12 protein-coding genes and 1 tRNA gene are annotated in these 16,078 nt (G+C 55.9%); 7 read left to right on the forward strand and 6 right to left on the reverse strand.

Annotated features, from left to right (window positions below; genetic code table 11):
• Positions 1 to 942 (reverse strand): permease, encoded by a 942-nt coding sequence (locus WC698_02105; protein ID MFA6039036.1) that lies wholly within the window; start codon positions 940 to 942, stop codon positions 1 to 3.
• 101 nt (positions 943 to 1,043) lie between these two features.
• On the opposite strand from WC698_02105, the gene WC698_02110 reads away from it, so the two are divergent.
• Complete coding sequence (locus WC698_02110; GenBank protein ID MFA6039037.1) at positions 1,044 to 1,298, forward strand: CsbD family protein; 255 nt, start codon at positions 1,044 to 1,046, stop codon at positions 1,296 to 1,298.
• A 107-nt stretch (positions 1,299 to 1,405) separates the two neighbouring features.
• Here the strand turns inward: WC698_02110 and WC698_02115 are convergent, their stop codons facing one another.
• Complete coding sequence (locus tag WC698_02115; protein ID MFA6039038.1) at positions 1,406 to 1,744, reverse strand: hypothetical protein; 339 nt, start codon at positions 1,742 to 1,744, stop codon at positions 1,406 to 1,408.
• A 76-nt stretch (positions 1,745 to 1,820) separates the two neighbouring features.
• On the opposite strand from WC698_02115, the gene WC698_02120 reads away from it, so the two are divergent.
• The 3 genes from WC698_02120 (at position 1,821) to WC698_02130 (ending at position 10,557) form a co-directional block, all read left to right on the forward strand.
• Positions 1,821 to 1,895: transfer RNA gene (locus WC698_02120), tRNA-Gln, on the forward strand.
• A gap of 401 nt (positions 1,896 to 2,296) precedes the next feature.
• Positions 2,297 to 7,609, forward strand: coding sequence for a DUF11 domain-containing protein (locus WC698_02125; GenBank protein ID MFA6039039.1), 5,313 nt, complete (start codon positions 2,297 to 2,299; stop codon positions 7,607 to 7,609).
• Between the two features lie 191 nt (positions 7,610 to 7,800).
• A complete protein-coding gene (locus WC698_02130) occupies positions 7,801 to 10,557 on the forward strand; it encodes a hypothetical protein (GenBank protein MFA6039040.1) in 2,757 nt (918 codons plus the stop codon).
• Positions 10,558 to 10,607: 50 nt separating this feature from the next.
• Here WC698_02130 and pth read toward each other — a convergent pair whose 3' ends face one another.
• Genes pth through WC698_02145 form a run of 3 tightly spaced genes read right to left on the reverse strand, consistent with a single transcriptional unit; the run spans position 10,608 to position 12,225 of the window.
• Positions 10,608 to 11,159 carry an aminoacyl-tRNA hydrolase gene (gene pth / locus WC698_02135; protein ID MFA6039041.1) on the reverse strand — a complete coding sequence of 184 codons (552 nt, stop codon included), beginning with the start codon at positions 11,157 to 11,159 and terminating at the stop codon, positions 10,608 to 10,610.
• A 32-nt stretch (positions 11,160 to 11,191) separates the two neighbouring features.
• Positions 11,192 to 11,596, reverse strand: a complete 405-nt coding sequence (locus WC698_02140) for a hypothetical protein (protein MFA6039042.1) — start codon at positions 11,594 to 11,596, stop codon at positions 11,192 to 11,194.
• Positions 11,593 to 12,225 (reverse strand): PH domain-containing protein, encoded by a 633-nt coding sequence (locus WC698_02145; GenBank protein ID MFA6039043.1) that lies wholly within the window; start codon positions 12,223 to 12,225, stop codon positions 11,593 to 11,595. The genes WC698_02140 and WC698_02145 overlap by 4 nt, the downstream gene beginning before the upstream one ends.
• A 92-nt stretch (positions 12,226 to 12,317) precedes the next feature.
• On the opposite strand from WC698_02145, the gene lepB reads away from it, so the two are divergent.
• The 3 genes from lepB (at position 12,318) to nusG (ending at position 13,766) form a co-directional block, all read left to right on the forward strand.
• Positions 12,318 to 12,947 (forward strand): signal peptidase I, encoded by a 630-nt coding sequence (gene lepB / locus WC698_02150; protein MFA6039044.1) that lies wholly within the window; start codon positions 12,318 to 12,320, stop codon positions 12,945 to 12,947.
• A gap of 82 nt (positions 12,948 to 13,029) precedes the next feature.
• Complete coding sequence (secE, locus tag WC698_02155) at positions 13,030 to 13,218, forward strand: preprotein translocase subunit SecE (protein MFA6039045.1); 189 nt, start codon at positions 13,030 to 13,032, stop codon at positions 13,216 to 13,218.
• A 2-nt stretch (positions 13,219 to 13,220) separates the two neighbouring features.
• The gene (gene nusG, locus WC698_02160) at positions 13,221 to 13,766 is read left to right on the forward strand and encodes a transcription termination/antitermination protein NusG (protein MFA6039046.1); all 546 of its coding nucleotides are present in this window, start codon (positions 13,221 to 13,223) and stop codon (positions 13,764 to 13,766) included.
• A gap of 607 nt (positions 13,767 to 14,373) precedes the next feature.
• On the opposite strand, the gene WC698_02165 is transcribed toward nusG, so the two are convergent.
• Positions 14,374 to 15,720, reverse strand: coding sequence for a lipid II flippase MurJ (locus tag WC698_02165; GenBank protein ID MFA6039047.1), 1,347 nt, complete (start codon positions 15,718 to 15,720; stop codon positions 14,374 to 14,376).
• Positions 15,721 to 16,078 lie beyond the last annotated feature (358 nt).

The following is a 16,078-nucleotide window of genomic DNA, read 5'->3' on the forward strand; positions in this document are numbered from 1 at the left end:
TCAAAGAATGGCATTGAACAGGTAGCCGGTGATGATGATCCCCGCGCCCACCGTCCCGAAGAACAGGAAGAGCAGCTTGAGCTTCATCACGCGTCGGAGGATGAGGAATTCCGGCAGGGAGAGGCCGGTGACGGCCATCATAAAGGCGAGGACGGTGCCGATGGCAACGCCCTTCTCCGTGAGCACGGAGACCAGCGGCATGATGCCGGCGGCGTTGGAGTAGAGCGGGATGCCGATGAGAACGGCGACGATGACGGCGAAGGGGTTCCCCTCCCCCGCGACGCTCGCCAAGAAGTCCTGCGGCACATACCCGTGAATGCCCGCCCCGATGCCGACGCCGATGACGATGTACAGCCACACGCGGCGGAAGATCATGAGCGTGTAATTGCGGGCGTACGTGAGGCGGTCCTCCCACGTATTCCACTGCTGGGCGAACTTCCTGTCCACGCCCTCTCGCGAGAGGGGCAAGAGGAGCGTCTCCGCTTTCAGCGACCCCAGGAAAAGCCCCGCGAGTATGGCGATGAGGAGGCCGCTCCCGATGTAGAGGAGCGTGACGCGCCAACCGAACAGCCCCAACAGCATGACGAGTGCCACTTCATTGATCATCGGCGAAGCCACGAGGAAGGTGAATGTGACGGAGAGCGGCACGCCGGCCTCCAGGAAGCCCAGGAAGAGCGGGATGGCGGAACACGTGCAGAAAGGCGTCACGATGCCGAAGAGACCAGCGAAGAGATGGCCCGTCATGCGACGGCCGGAGAGGAAGCGCCGGATGCGCTCCGGGGGGAGGAACGTACGGAGGACGGATACCGTGAAGACGATGGCGATGAGCAGCAGGAAAATCTTCAAAATATCCGCGATGAAGAAATGGATGGCTGCGCCCAAGTGGCTCTCCAGCGGGATACCGACTGTGGTCACGACGAACGAAGCGGCGGCATCAAGCATGGATGCAGTATGGCATACATCTCCTTCCTTCGGAACGCTTCGCGGTAAGTCTCCCGCCTTCCAAGCGTCATGGTATGCGCAACTTCTTACCCCAATGCGCTATGGCTGACGAACGGAAGGACATCATGGACGAACAGGCACAGAAGGCGGTGGACGAGGGTCAGTGGGACCGGATGGTGGGAAAAGCGAAGTCCCTGTGGGGAGAACTGACGGATGACGACTTCATGGAGGCGAAGGGGGACATGCAGAGCTTTTTCGGGATGATCGAACAGAAGACCGGGGAAACGATACAGTCCATCAAGGAGAAGCTGGAATGGAAAGATGAGGAACACGGTGGCATGGAAAAGGCCGAATGACGTCTGTTATTTGGCACTCACCATCACGATATTATTGAACTATGCGTCCATCCTGGTGCTGCGGGTCTGTGGGACTCTACCTACGGCAAGGATAACGTTCATCTTCTTCATCGGATGAGCATGCGGCTCATGAGGAGAGCGGTGAGCAGAAGGGCGAGCAGGAGTGCCATCATGATGATCATGGAGATGATGACAATTGCGGCATCCCGGTACCGCTTCTGGAAGAGCAGCACTGCGGGGAACGTCCCTGTAATTGCTGCGCAAAGAAGAGCAGAGAAGCTGAATGTAAAAAGAAAGAAGACAGGAGCCATCATGCTCATGACGGGAGTGTGTTCTACATTATCTATGAGCGGAACTCCGACGAATGCGAACAGGACGATGTAGAGGAGGATGCCTAGGGCTTGGAGTATTCCTGCAACAACGGGATGGAAACGGAGTTTCTTCATGTAGAGAGGATAGAGGATGCCGCAGTAACATCGAATACCTTCGGAAGGAAGATTCTGCTAAAATAGGGGAAGCCATTGGGGAGTCGCCAAGTGGTAAGGCAGCGGCCTTTGGAGCCGCCATTCGGGGGTTCGAATCCCTCCTCCCCAACCAACCTACGCACGCCTGAGCTGTGGCTTCGGCGTGTCTTCGGTTGGCAGGACAACCGGTCAACAGTAGGATGGAGAGCCAAGTGGCATGTCTACGTTCTGAGAAGCAGAAGAGACGGAAACACGTTCGTCGTTTCCAGAAAGAAGCGTTGTGGAGATCCGTATATTCGCCTTTGAGATTCGTCGTATCGTCTATTTCTTTGTCAGCCCTAATAGAAGGAGTAAACACTGAGTACTATATGTGTTCAAAGCTTTAACGTTGATGTGGGTTGAACCAAGGTCTAAAACAGTGTTTTAAGGCCTCAAATTTAAGCCTAATGCATATTTGACATAACAAAAGAACTTGCGCGCGTATAAGGAGGGATGTAACCTTCACCCCTTTTTATCAACCCCCTCATAATTCCCATGAAAGCCTACCGATCGAAGATGATCGCCGGAACGAGCATCGCACTCCTGGTGCTTCCTCTTCTCTCCCATGCGATTGATACGGCGTTTACGCCGGTGGCGAACGCAACACCCGCTGTGAATGAATGCAAGGATGGCATAGACAACGACGGGGACGGGAAGATCGATGCACTTGTGGAACTGGACCCCAACAACGGCCAGACGAAGTCTTGGTATGCGGATTCCGTCGGCATACGCGCTTTCTACAACCAAGTAGCCGCACAGCGTGGCTGGAGGCAGATACCCACGGCGTGGGACGGCCAGGGAATGGTGAGCAATGACTCAGTCACAGCGGATAAGATCTGCGAGATCGCCGGGTACAGCACCGTCGCATCACGGAGCTGCCCCGAGTACGGCTCTTCCGGCCGCTGCAACTTCACGAGCTGCAACAACAACACCATGGGGGTATGGAAAGCTTCCTCGAACAACATGAAAATCGTGGGGGCATGCGGTTACACCTGGATCGCTTCCCTTACCTGCAAGAACAAACTGGCAGCCTGCAGCGACGGAATTGATAACGACGGGGACGGGAAAGTAGACATGGAGGATCCCGGGTGTGCGAGCATCAATGATGACAGCGAAGTGGAGCATGATCCGGGTTGTCAGAATCCCGATGATCCCACGGAATCCACGGCACAGTGTTCCGACGGCATCGATAATGACGGTGATGGCGCAATCGACTTTCCCGCTGACTTCAGTTGCTCATCCTCAACGGACAACGACGAAACGCTTCCCAAGTCCAAGTGTCAGGACGGGGTTGATAACGATGGGGACGGTCTGATCGACTATCCGCAGGATCCCGGTTGTGTAAATAACCAGGACAATGATGAAGGGAATCCGATCCAGTGTTCCGATGGCATTGATAACGACAATGACGGTGCGACGGATTATCCCAACGATTTCAGCTGTACGAGCGCAACGGACAACGACGAAACGCTTCCCAAGGCGCAGTGCCAGGACGGCCTGGACAACGACGGGGATGGCAAAATAGATTATCCCGCTGATCAAGGCTGCACCAATAAGCAGGACAATGATGAAGATAATGCATCTGTGTACCTGTCGCATGTCAATATTGACGGATGCAACGTCACCGTACAATACAGCAGGGAAGGGAATACCTGTGCACATTTGCTGAGAGCAGATAACTCTAAGATTCTTCATACGCAAAATGTATTCTGCCAATTGAGTGATACTGTAACGCTCCCTCTCACGAAGTTTAGCGCAGAATTGCAACCAGGCTTACGCGTCAAACTGTGTCATGGCAACAACTATAATGATTGTAGCGACGTTATCACTGTAACTGGCGGAGGTGTTTGCCAAGAAGCCCAGTGCCAAGATGGCATTGATAACGACAATGACGGTGCGACGGACTATCCCAACGATTTCAGCTGTACCAGCGCAACGGACAACGACGAAACGCTTCCCAAGTCCAAGTGTCAGGACGGGGTTGATAACGATGGGGACGGTCTGATCGACTATCCGCAGGATCCCGGTTGTTTGAATAACCAGGACAATGATGAAGGGAATCCGATCCAGTGTTCCGATGGCATTGATAACGACAATGACGGTGCGACGGATTATCCCAACGATTTCAGCTGTACGAGCGCAACGGACAACGACGAAACGCTTCCCAAGGCGCAGTGCCAGGACGGCCTGGACAACGACGGTGACGGGAAGAAGGATAGCCAGGATCCGGGATGCGTTGATTTCCAAGACAACGATGAATACAACGCACCGGCCTCCTCATCTTCTTCTTCATCGGTTGGCCAAGGACAATGCAAGGACGGCCTGGACAACGACGGTGACGGGAAGATCGATGCACTCGTGGAACTGAACCCGAACAACGGCCAGACGAAATCTTGGTATGCGGATTCCGTCGGCATACGCGCTTTCTACAACCAAGTAGCCGCACAGCGTGGCTGGAGTCAGATACCCACGGCCTGGAATGGCCAGGGCATGGTGAGCAATGACTCGGTGACAGCCGACAAGATCTGCGAAATCGCCGGGTTCAGTACCGTCGCATCACGGAGCTGCCCCGAGTATGGCGCTACCGGACGCTGCAACTTCACGAGCTGCTACAACAACACCATGGGGGTCTGGAACGCTTCCTCGAACAACATGAGTGTCGTGGGGGCTTGCGGCCATCCGTGGCTTTCCAACCTCACCTGCCAGAACAAACTGGCAGCCTGCAGCGACGGGATCGATAGCGACGGGGACGGGAAAGTGGACATGAACGACAACGGCTGCGCGTCCGTGAACGACGACAGCGAGATACAGCATGATCCGGATTGTCAGAACCCCGATGACCCGACGGAATCCTCCTACCAGTGTTCTGACGGCATCGATAATGACAACGACGGTGCGACGGATTATCCCAACGACTACAGCTGCTCCACGGCATACGATACCGATGAGTTCAATCCCAAGTCACAGTGCCAGGACGGCATAGACAATGAAGATGACGGGAAGATCGATTATCCGCAGGATCCCGACTGCAGCAGCCTGCAGGATAATGACGAAGGCGCCGCACCCCAGTGCAACGACGGGTTGGATAACGACAACGACGGCGCGATCGATTACCCCAGCGAATTCAGCTGCCAGGACCGACACGATGACGACGAAACGTTTCCCAAATCCCTGTGCCAGGACGGCATTGATAACGATCAAGACGGAAAGGTCGACTATCCGCAGGATCCCGGATGTACGAACAATCAGGACAATGACGAAGGGAACACGTACCAGTGCAACGACGGGGTGGATAACGACGCCGACGGCGCCACGGACTACTCCAATGACTTCAGCTGCGGAAGCCCGACCGATGACGATGAAACGCTTCCCAAGGCGCAGTGCCAGGACGGGATTGATAACGATGGGGACGGAAAGGTCGACTACCCTCAAGATCCGGGTTGCACAAGCAAGCAGGACAATGACGAGTTCAATCAGCCAACGGAGGCGAATGTGGTCATTGAGAAGAGCGGATCCCAGGGTATAAAGTTCGGAGGGAACATCGTGTACAAGGTGGAAGTCCGCAATGAAGGGCCGGCTGTTGCACAAAGTGTCACCGTGACGGACGTTGTCCCCGCGGGTTTCGTGTTCAACCCGCAACTTTCAACCAATACGTGCGTACAGGATGGATCCATCATTCGGTGTAGTTCATTCAACCTTGCGCCTCTGGACTCACGCGTCCTTCTCATAGCCTTCGTGGTTCCCATGCCCGTGAGCGGATGCATTCCCATGACCGTGAGCAATACGGCCGTAGTGGGTGCGACGAACGATACGACGCCTTCGAACAACCAGAGTACGGCAACTACGGATGTGCTTTGTAACGACCAGAGCAGCTCCTCCTCCAGCTCGTCTTTCAGTTCATCCAGCGGGATATTCTACGGTTGCATAGAAGTGATTAAGGAGACCTACGATACGGTCGGTAATCCTCTTACACCCGTTGCACAATTCACATTTACGTTGGACGGCATTACGCAAGATAAGAACGACGGAACGGGCCATCTGAGGTTCGATAATGTCACTCTTGGAGACCATCAAGTAACGGAATTGGTGCCGGCCGGGTGGGAACAAATGTTCGTTACACCCGCTGAAGGAAAGATATACGTTGCCGGCGGAGATCAGTGTTCTGTGTTGACGTTCAAGAATATGCAGCATCTATTCGGATCGTCTTCTAGTGCTTCCAGCAGTTCCAGCGTAGTGAGCTCCAGTTCTTCCCAAAGCTCCCAGTCTTCCTCCTCGGAAGAGTCGTCTCTTAGTTCATCCAGTTCCTCATCGTCTTCCACATCATCCCTATCTTCCCAATCTTCCTCCGAAGATTCTTCCAGCAGCTCTTCCGTAATCACCGGATGCATTGAGGTGAAGAAAGAAACGTACAACACGCAGGGTGTCCCCTTGAATCCGGTCGCGCAATTTACGTTCTTGCTGGACGGGACCACTCAGAAACAGAACGACGGTACGGGATTGCTGCGTTTCGACAACGTTTCCGTCGGAAGCCACCAGGTGTCCGAATCCGTTCCGGACGGTTGGACGCCGATCTCCGTAACGCCGGAGAACGGCATTGTGGACGTACCCGGAGGCGACACGTGTGTTGCCCTCACATTCAAGAACCGGCAATCCATCACCAGTTCAAGTTCATCTTCCAGCAGCTCTGCCGATTCCAGTGCATCATCTTCGGATTCATCTTCCAGTTCTGCTGCAACCACGGGTTGCATTGACGTCATCAAGGATACGTTCGACACGGTGGGTAATCCCCTTGTTCCCGTCCCCCAGTTCACGTTCAAGAGGGACGATGTGGAGATGAAGAAGAATGACAGTTCCGGAAAACTTCGATTCACAAATGTTACGGTGGGAACGCACAAGATCGTAGAGGAGGTGCCGCCAACGTGGGAATTGGTTTCCGTTACCCCTTCCAGCGGATCCGTTGTCGTGGTGCCGGGGGACACGTGCGCGGAAATCAGGTTTAAGAACAAGCAGGTGATTACCTCATCCTCTTCCAGTTCTTCATCCTCCGATTCCTCGTCGTCTATTTCTTCCTCCAGTTCGTCTTCATCCTCCTCATCGTCATCGTCCCTTTCCAGTTCCAGCAGCAGTTCCTCCTCCTCTTCCTCGTCCAGCTCACAGCAGCAGATCATCATCATTGAGCGGACATGCGATGAGTGCCAGCCGAAGAAGGAACGCGGAAGCCACAGGCATGGTATAGACATCATCCAGATCATCGCGCAGAGCAGGCTGGCGAAGAAGGACAAAGTCCCCGTGGAGCTGGTGATTGACAAGTCATCCGACCGCGGAGAAGTGCAAGGCGGCGACTACTACAGTTACACGATCAGCGTGCGCAACATCTCCACGCGCACTGCGACCAATGTGATTGTAACCGATTACTTCGACCAACAGAGGCTGACCGTCCTCGATACGGATGGCGGAAAGCTGACCTACGAGGGTCTCCAATGGAATATCCCTTCCATGAAGCCTTCGGAACTCGTCACATACCGGTATCACGTACGCCTGACGGAAAACGTGAAGCACGGTGAGATCATCCACAACACGAGCATCGTGCGTGCGGACGAGGCTCCGGAACGCATGGCATTCAACGACGTCAGTGTTATCAAGGTCATGCCCCAGACGGGGACGTTCGCCCTTGCGGAATCCGATGCGAAGTTCGTCAATCCCCTGAAGAACGGCGGCGCTGCGGACACGATCCCGTTGACGGTCCTCATCACCTTCCTCACATTGGGAACGGCCGTGGGCGGATCATTCACCAAACGCTGGCTCTGATAGCTGATTCAAATTACGCGGAAAGCCCCCGTTCCCGGGGGCTTTTTGGTACAGAGGGATCTTGCGGTCCCCTCCCCCGTTTGCGGTGTGGCGAATATGCGACGAAAACGACGTTCTTCGCGTAATTCTTGCTGAGGGAGAACGTCAAAATGAGCGATTGACTATTCCGGTGTGCCTTTCCCCCCTTTTGTATGACTTCTGTGATGAATATGCGGCTATGGACCATCGTCGCAGTGACGGGAGCTCTCACCCTATTGGTGGCTTCTGTCATTGCCAGACCGAGCGGTGCAACGGCGCAAACGACCGTTGCATCCAACACCCAGTGCTCGGAATTTAATGATGGGAAAATGATAACCGTCGGTCTCCTTGGCAACGGGAGAGGCGACCCGGGAACGGTACAGTTCGCCGTTGCTAATGCGATAGCACAGAAAGGCCTTCCGTTCTCTCACCCGCAAGCGCCGCTTTTGCGCTCCACGGGCGGAACGGGGGGCGGAAACGTTTGGAAGGACAACGGAAGCCCGCACATCCAAACTTTGACGGCGGTATGCGAGATACTGGGGTATAAGCATTACGTCGCAAGCACTTGTCTGGACTCGGAAAGCAGCGGCAGGTATCCCAACGGAAAATGCAACTACCACTCACCGAATAACAACCAACTCTCACGATTTACCGGAAACTTCCAATCGGAGACCGCAGAACCCAAATACAACAAGACATGGCTCAGTTCCATCACGTGCAAGGATTCCATAGGCGTCTGTCTCCCCAGCTCCTCTTCGTCATCCAGCGTCTCACAAGCGCAGGCTGCGTGCCGTGACGGCATCGACAATGACCAAGACGGGGCTACGGACTACCCCGATGACTTCAGCTGCAGTTCGCCCAATGACGACGATGAGGCGAACCCCAAAGCGCAGTGCCAGGACGGCGTTGACAATGACGGCGACGGACTGGTGGATTACCCGCAGGATCCGGGGTGCTTCAGCCGGCAGGACAATAATGAATTCAACGCTGTCAGTTCTTCATCCTCATCGAGCTCAGCGCACGAAGCTCAGTGTCGTGACGGCATTGATAATGATGGGGACGGTGCGAAGGACTATCCCGATGACTTCAGCTGCGGTAATCCCAACGATGACGATGAGACGAACCCCAAAGCACAGTGTCAGGACGGGGTTGATAACGATGGAGATGGAAAGACCGATTACCCGAACGATCCCGGGTGCTACAACCGCCAGGACAATGACGAGTGGAACGCTGTAAGCTCATCCTCATCATTCAGCAGCTCCGTGCATGAAGCGGAGTGCAGGGACGGTATTGATAACGACGGGGACGGTTCGAAGGACTATCCCGATGACTTCAGCTGCGGTAATCCCAATGACGATGATGAGACGAACCCCAAAGCACAGTGTCAGGACGGGGTTGATAATGACGGAGATGGAAAGACCGATTACCCGAACGATCCCGGGTGCTACAACCGCCAGGACAATGACGAGTGGAACGCTGTAAGCTCATCCTCATCATTCAGCAGCTCCGTGCATGAAGCGGAGTGCAGGGACGGTATTGATAACGACGGGGACGGTTCGAAGGACTATCCCGATGACTTCAGCTGCGGTAATCCCAATGACGATGATGAGACGAACCCCAAAGCACAGTGTCAGGACGGGGTTGATAATGACGGAGATGGCAAGACCGATTACCCGAACGATCCCGGGTGTTACAACCGCCAGGACAATGACGAATATAATGCGGTGAGTTCTTCCTCCTCCTCCAGCAGTTCCGCGCACGAGGTTCAGTGCCGTGACGGCGTTGATAACGATGGGGACGGAGCAAAGGATTATCCCGATGACTTCAGTTGCAGCAACCCCAACGATGACGATGAGACGAATCCCAAGGCGCAATGCCAGGACGGAGTTGATAACGATGGGGACGGGAAGGTTGACTTTCCAAGTGACCCCGGCTGCTACAACCGTCAGGACAATGATGAATATAACGCGGTGAGTTCTTCCTCCTCAAGCAGTTCTTCCTACAGTTCGAGTAGCAGCAGTTCATCGCAGCCCTTCTACGGCTGTATCGACGTGATCAAGGAAACGTTCGATACGCTGGATAATCCCTTCAATCCCGTACCGCAATTCACCTTCTACTTGGACAATGTCCATGAAGCTCGCAATGACGGATCAGGACGAGTGCGCTACACGGGCGTGAATGTCGGGAACCATAGGGTACACGAGATGGTCCAGCAGGGATGGTACCAACTCAGCGTCACACCGACGAACGGTGACGTGTATGTCAATGGCAGCGACCACTGCGCCGTCGTCGTCTTCAAAAACAAGCAGTACATCACGGCGAGCTCCAGCTCCTCCAGCAGCTCGAGCTCAAGTTACAGTTCCAGCTCGTCGAGCGGTAACTGGTGGTATCCCGTTTCCAACGTCAACGTCAATAACTCGGCGAATACCACCGTGAACAGCGAAATCAATGCGGTAAGTCAAAATAATACGGTCATCAACCAGAACGGCGGAGCGAACCAGAACGCAGAGGTGAACAATAACGCGCAGACCAACGTGAACTCCGTCATCAATGCCGCCAGTCAGAACGTCGTGAGCGTCACGCAGCAGCAGAGCGCAGGACAGTGGCACTTGCCGTCGGGATTTGAGTTCTGGAGCGGCAACGGTATCAGCAACAATGCGGCATTCCTCCGTCCGCAGACGGCCGACATGCAGGAGATGACCGCAGGGCAACGAGTGATGGAAATGTCCGTCCCACAGCAGGACGCACAGGTCCAAGTGATGGACGCGGCGCGCGTTGAGGAGAACGGTACAGCAAATGAGGTGCAGGCTGAGACCGTTGTTTCAGCGGAAGCCGACGGAGGGAACGGGTTCGCCGCAGACGCATGGGCAACGCTCATGACAGCAGGCATCGGTACGGGAAGCCTCTTCCTCCGCAAGCTGTTCCCGTAAGGGTACAGACACCAACATCCTTCAACCCCCGCAGCGCGCGGGGGTTTTTCTCATTGCATCTTCCCCAACACGTACTCCGTGATGAGCGCAGGGACGGTTTGCATGGCTTCCTTCAGCGCAGCCTCTTCCTCTGCGGTGGGAACGCTCAAGACCCAGGAAGCGAGGTCGGAACCGGCGGGCGCGTTGCCCAGGCCGATGCGGATGCGGGGGAAGGCATCACCGAACTCCTGCGCGACGGACTTAAGGCCGTTGTGCGTCCCGGGACCGCCGGACTTGCGGAAGCGTACTTCGCCCAGCGGCAGGTCCACATCGTCACTGATGACGAGCAGTTGCTCGGAGGGGATGAGCTTGTAGAAGTCCATGGCTTTCCGTAAAGCGTTGCCGGAAAGGTTCATGAATGTCATGGGTTTGACCAGGAGCACAGGCGCGGCTACCACGCGCGCCTCCTGTGTGAAAGAAATGAATTTCTCCTTCTCCTGCCACTCCCCCTGACCGAACGCCTCTGAGAGGGTATCGAGACATCGAAACCCGGCGTTGTGCCGCGTTTGGGCATACGCGGAACCGGGATTGCCCAACCCTGCGATGATCAATGAGGGCTTCATGGGGAAAGGATAGGGCAATGGGGCGGGCGATGCTACCCGCAGAAATGCCGTATGGTCTTCTCGAGCGTCCCCAGGGCTTCCCGCAGCTCCCGTTCGGGGACGGGTGTGCCCACCTCATGCGCCAGACGGTTCCGGAGCTTGTGGGCCTTCCAAACGGCATCGAGATCCGGCAGGTACGGTCCGGCCTTCTTCAGCTTCTCACCCAGGGTGCCGGCGTAACCCAATTCCGTGAGCAATGTGTCCAACACGGCATCGGCTTCCATGAGCATCCGGAAGGCGTCCTGGCGTCGCATAGCCTGCTCCCATCCCCGGAGGACGCGAACACGCGATGAACCGCGCAGGCGGTGCCGCTGCCATTTCCTCCACAGTACCCATACCCCGAACGTGCACACGATCAATAGGACGGCAAAAGCCGACAGGTATTCCGGCAATGTCATACGCGCCTCGTGACAATGACGCCCTTCGCCTTCTTCTCCTCCTGCGCTTTAGTGGAAACATCCTGCAGCTGGATCTTCTCCGCCACGAACTCCGCGAGCAAATCCTGCACGTGCTTTGCGTTCTTCAAGTTCTTGTCGTGCAGGTACGCCTCCATATTCCTCAGAATCAGCGCTTCAATCTTCTTGGGCTGGCGGACATTGGCGATGCTCACGGCGCCGCCCGTGGATACCTTCTCAATGTTTAAGGTACCGCAGCGGTTCAGCGTTCCCATGAGTCCTTTGATCTCGTACCCCACGCCTTGGATATCCGAAAAGAGGATGCGGTTCGACGTGCGGTGGAACCATCCCTCCCACTTCAGTGCGATGATACCCTGATCGGTGATGATCCAGACGTCCAAGTAGTAGTCCAGGAAGTTCCGAAGGAGCCACACCAGGCTGAACGCGCTCCAGGGAAGGACGATGTACAGGACGGTCTTCACGGGCGCCAAGGCGAGGAACGTCAAACCGGCAACCAGTGCAAGTGAAGGCCAGAACATGGATTGCGAGGCGACGCCCCAGTACTTATGCACGATCAGGGAAACCGTTTCATCGTCTTCCAGGTGCTTCTTGAAGAGAAAGTTGTCCAGCATCACGCACAGTGTACAGGATGGCGGGTGGATCCCTGAAATCATTCTCCCCGGCCTGCTGTACTTCAAATGGCAAGTTCTCTACAATACCTCGGATGACGGATCTACAGCCAAAGCACGGGTTCTGGTTCCACTTTCTGGATGTCTTCCTCAACATCGTCGTCATCGTGGCCATCGTAGCCGGTATCCGGTCTTTCCTCGTTTCCCCTTTCCAGGTGGAAGGGAATTCCATGGTGGAGACGTTGGAGGACAAGGAGTACATCATCATCAATAAGCTCGCCTACATCCTCGGGGAGCCCCACCGCGGGGACGTCGTGGTGTTCCGTCCCCCCAATGATCCCAAGAAGTACTACGTGAAGCGCGTCATCGGGGAACCCGGGGACACGGTCATCATCAAGGAAGGCTATGTCTACGTACGCAAGCAGGGGGAGCAGGAATTGCAGCAGCTGGATGAAACGGGGTACCTCACGGTGACGAACGAAGGACATACGTACAAACATCCCCCCAGCAGCGGTGACAAGTCTCCGGCGGAGTACGACGTTCCTGCCGGCCGATACTTTTTGCTCGGGGACAACAGGCAGGGGAGCCTGGATTCGCGGAGCTTCCTCGTGAATGCGAAGCCGGAACCCTACGTTGCAAGCACCGACATCAAGGGGAGGGTGTGGTTCATCGCGCTCCCCATCACGCGCATCCAAGCCCTGGAACCCCCCTCCTACGGCCTCTAGCGCACAAAATGACCTTGCATCCGCCTTACAGGCTTGTACTATGTGGATGCCCCGTCAGGGGTTTTTTCTAGACACCTCCCCTATGATCTCCCCACTCACCTACATAGACGAAGCGCTCGAGGAGCTGCACCAGGTCCGCTGGCCGACGCGCCACCAGGCCGTGCGGTTTTCCGCCATCGTGCTCGGCTTCGTATTGCTGAGCGCCTTCGTGTTCGGCGTCGTGGACTTCGGCCTCTCACAGATCGTCACTATCCTCTTACCCACAGCCTGATTATGGGCAAGCAAGACCCGCGCGCAGGACGCAACTGGTACGTCCTCCATACGTACTCGGGGTACGAAGACAGCGTCAAACAGGCGCTGGAACAGCGTATCGAATCCCTGGGCATGCAGGATTACATCTTCAGCGTCATCGTGCCCAAGGAGAAGCAGCTGGTGTTCAAAAAGGGCGATCCCGTGGAGGAGGAGCGCAAGCTCTTCCCGGGGTATGTGCTCGTGGACATGGTGGTGACGGACGAGAGTTGGTACGTGGTGCGCAACACGCCCAACGTCACCGGCTTCGTGGGCTCCGGGAACATCCCCGTCCCCGTGACGCCCGAGGAGTTCGGCGTCATCGAGAGGCGCGTGGGCGAGCAGGAGGCCAAGTTCAAGAGCGACTTCCAGGTGGGCGACCTCGTGGTGATCGTGGACGGGCCCTTTAAGAACTACGAGGGCTCCATCGAGAGCGTGGACGTGAACAAGGGAAAGCTCAACGTCCTCGTCCTCATCTTCGACCGCGAGACACCCGTCGAGCTTGATTTCACGCAGGTGAAGAAGAAGTAATATCTTTCATGATATGAACATGAGGGGAAAGTCAGTAGAGCTGCCGGCAGTGGACGAAACCTGCTTGATCTATAAAGAATTAGTCAGATTGAGGCAAAGCTGGCTCGATAATCCCGCCTTCGGTTCTGCCGCTTGGAACGCGGTATGCTTCCATGTCGACCGTGTGACTGAGACACTTCAATCGTTCGTCGGAACATGTGACGCATCGCTCATTCAACATGACGCACGGCAGGCACGGGGGGAAATAGAATTGATATTGGAGCGATGCGTGCCGCATGCTGTCCGTGATCAATTGCATTTTTATCATGAGTTTTTAAAGGAGATAGGTACAGCGTGCGAAGATCAACAATGACCGCATACAGCATGGTTATTGTCGGCAAAGTCCAAGGTGTCTTTTTTCGAACCTATGCGAAACAGGTGGCGGATCGTTTGGGTCTCAAAGGTTGGGTGAAAAACATGGGGGATGGGTCCGTGTCCGTGCATGCAGAGGGGGAGACGGATACGCTGAAGGAATTTGAAGAGTGGTGCAGAAGAGGTCCGCCCTCCGCGAAAGTGGAGGATGTGCGGTGTGATGCCGCCGAAGAAGAGGGGTATAAGGGCTTTTACATCAGGCAATAACTTCCGCATCCACAAGCGGAGACAGAGGCTTCAGCGCACGCCTTCTCTTCCCCGGAAGCAGTATCCACAAGCCGATGGTTTGGATGATGATGCCGGATGAATATCCCGCGGCGATGCCGTAGATGCCGTACATTCCCGATGCGAGCGTTGCGACCGCTATGGCAGTGAGGCCGCCCATGACGCCCATGAGCGCGGGGATGAAGGTATCGCGCAGCGCATAAAAGGCGCGCAGCTGCAGGTGATTGAGGCTCTCGAAGGGGATGCTGAATGCGTAGATGAGGACGCACACGGAGAAGACGCGCAAGACACCGGACAAGTGCACCAGCCATGCGGCGACGGGCGTAAGGAAGACGAGTGCCACGGCACCCGGGACGGTGAGCAGCAGCGTGATCATCTCCCCTCTCCGTACGTAGAGGGAGAACTGCTTCGCGTCATTGCGCGCGGCGGCCTGGCTGAGGACGGAGTACACCGACTGCGCGACGGCGATGCCCACGATCCCCACCAGCAGCGATTGGAAGTTCCGCGCGTACGCGTTGATGGTCACCGCCCCTGACGGAAAACCGGAAGCGATGCGGTCCAAGAAGAGGAGCTGGAACTGGAAGGCACCCAAGGAGAGGATGCGCGGAAGCATCAGCCTCCCGATCTCCCTGAGGTCCGGGTGCCAGAACGTGAGGGAGAATCCCGTGCCCCGCCAATGTACGGCAACGAAGCGAAGGATGACGTACGTCACGGCGCCGAGGATGGTCCCCGCCATGGGCCCGTAGGCGCCCACGAAAGGGGTGAATGCGTACGTCCCTATGACGGTCCCCACGGTGTACAGGACCGGCGTGATGCCGTAGATCCAATACCGCTGTACCGTGATGAGGTACTGTCCGTACGTGATGCCGAAGACGAAGAGGAAGTTGGTGAACAGCGCGAGCCTTCCGAAGGAGACGTAGAGTGCCAATTGCTCACCTTCAAATTGGACAAGGGAAGGGGCGATGACGGGAAAGATGAGACCTAAGAGCAATGCGAACGTGCCGAAGAGCAAAGCGGCAGCACCGACGGTCCCATTGAGCACATCACCCATCCCCTTTCGATCCCCTTTCGCATGGTAACCCGCTAGGACGGGGACGAGGACCGTCCCCACGGCGGACATGATGGCCGTTTGGAAGAGCAGATCCGAGGGGCGGAAGGCGGCGATGTATACGTCTACCACGCCGAGGTTGTCTGCAAAGACGGACGTGAGCGCGCGGTCGCGGAACAATCCCGCAAGGGATGCGGCAAATTGCGTGATGCCCAGGATAGCAACGCCGCTCGCGATGCGCCCTGAGCGGAGGAAGGAAAGGAACTTCACGAGGTGATCTTAGCGTGAATTCGTTAAGAAAACGACGATTGACATCTTAATAGCCTCAATGAATAATACACAATGAGCCTGTACTCGTACAGGCATGAATCTGGGAAGAAGTCCTTCCGTTTTCCCGTGGAGGGGCAGTGATGGATCGCCATCCCATAGGCGGACCGCCGCAAGCGGTCGAGGACACTACGATGATCTGATGCGAAGGTTGAGAATGTGTCCCTCTCCAGCATCAACTTCTTCCCCATGAGGGACCCGAGAGGGTGGAACGTCTTCCATGACGTAAGTACGGTGTCCATGACACCAGAATCCACCCCTCGGGTCTTTTTCATACACAAACGAAGAAGGAATTCTGTAT

Source organism: Candidatus Peribacteraceae bacterium (assembly GCA_041661065.1).
GTDB lineage: Bacteria > Patescibacteriota > Gracilibacteria > Peribacterales > Peribacteraceae > CAIKAD01.

Coding starts and splice junctions, on each gene's coding strand:
- nusG (MFA6039046.1), top strand. CDS start 13,221: ATGGGCAAGCAAGACCCGCGCGCAGGACGCAACTGGTACGTCCTCCAT.
- WC698_02140 (MFA6039042.1), bottom strand. CDS start 11,596: ATGACATTGCCGGAATACCTGTCGGCTTTTGCCGTCCTATTGATCGTG.
- WC698_02110 (MFA6039037.1), top strand. CDS start 1,044: ATGGCTGACGAACGGAAGGACATCATGGACGAACAGGCACAGAAGGCG.
- WC698_02130 (MFA6039040.1), top strand. CDS start 7,801: ATGACTTCTGTGATGAATATGCGGCTATGGACCATCGTCGCAGTGACG.
- WC698_02125 (MFA6039039.1), top strand. CDS start 2,297: ATGAAAGCCTACCGATCGAAGATGATCGCCGGAACGAGCATCGCACTC.
- WC698_02145 (MFA6039043.1), bottom strand. CDS start 12,225: ATGCTGGACAACTTTCTCTTCAAGAAGCACCTGGAAGACGATGAAACG.
- pth (MFA6039041.1), bottom strand. CDS start 11,159: ATGAAGCCCTCATTGATCATCGCAGGGTTGGGCAATCCCGGTTCCGCG.
- WC698_02115 (MFA6039038.1), bottom strand. CDS start 1,744: ATGAAGAAACTCCGTTTCCATCCCGTTGTTGCAGGAATACTCCAAGCC.
- WC698_02105 (MFA6039036.1), bottom strand. CDS start 942: ATGCTTGATGCCGCCGCTTCGTTCGTCGTGACCACAGTCGGTATCCCG.
- secE (MFA6039045.1), top strand. CDS start 13,030: ATGATCTCCCCACTCACCTACATAGACGAAGCGCTCGAGGAGCTGCAC.
- lepB (MFA6039044.1), top strand. CDS start 12,318: ATGACGGATCTACAGCCAAAGCACGGGTTCTGGTTCCACTTTCTGGAT.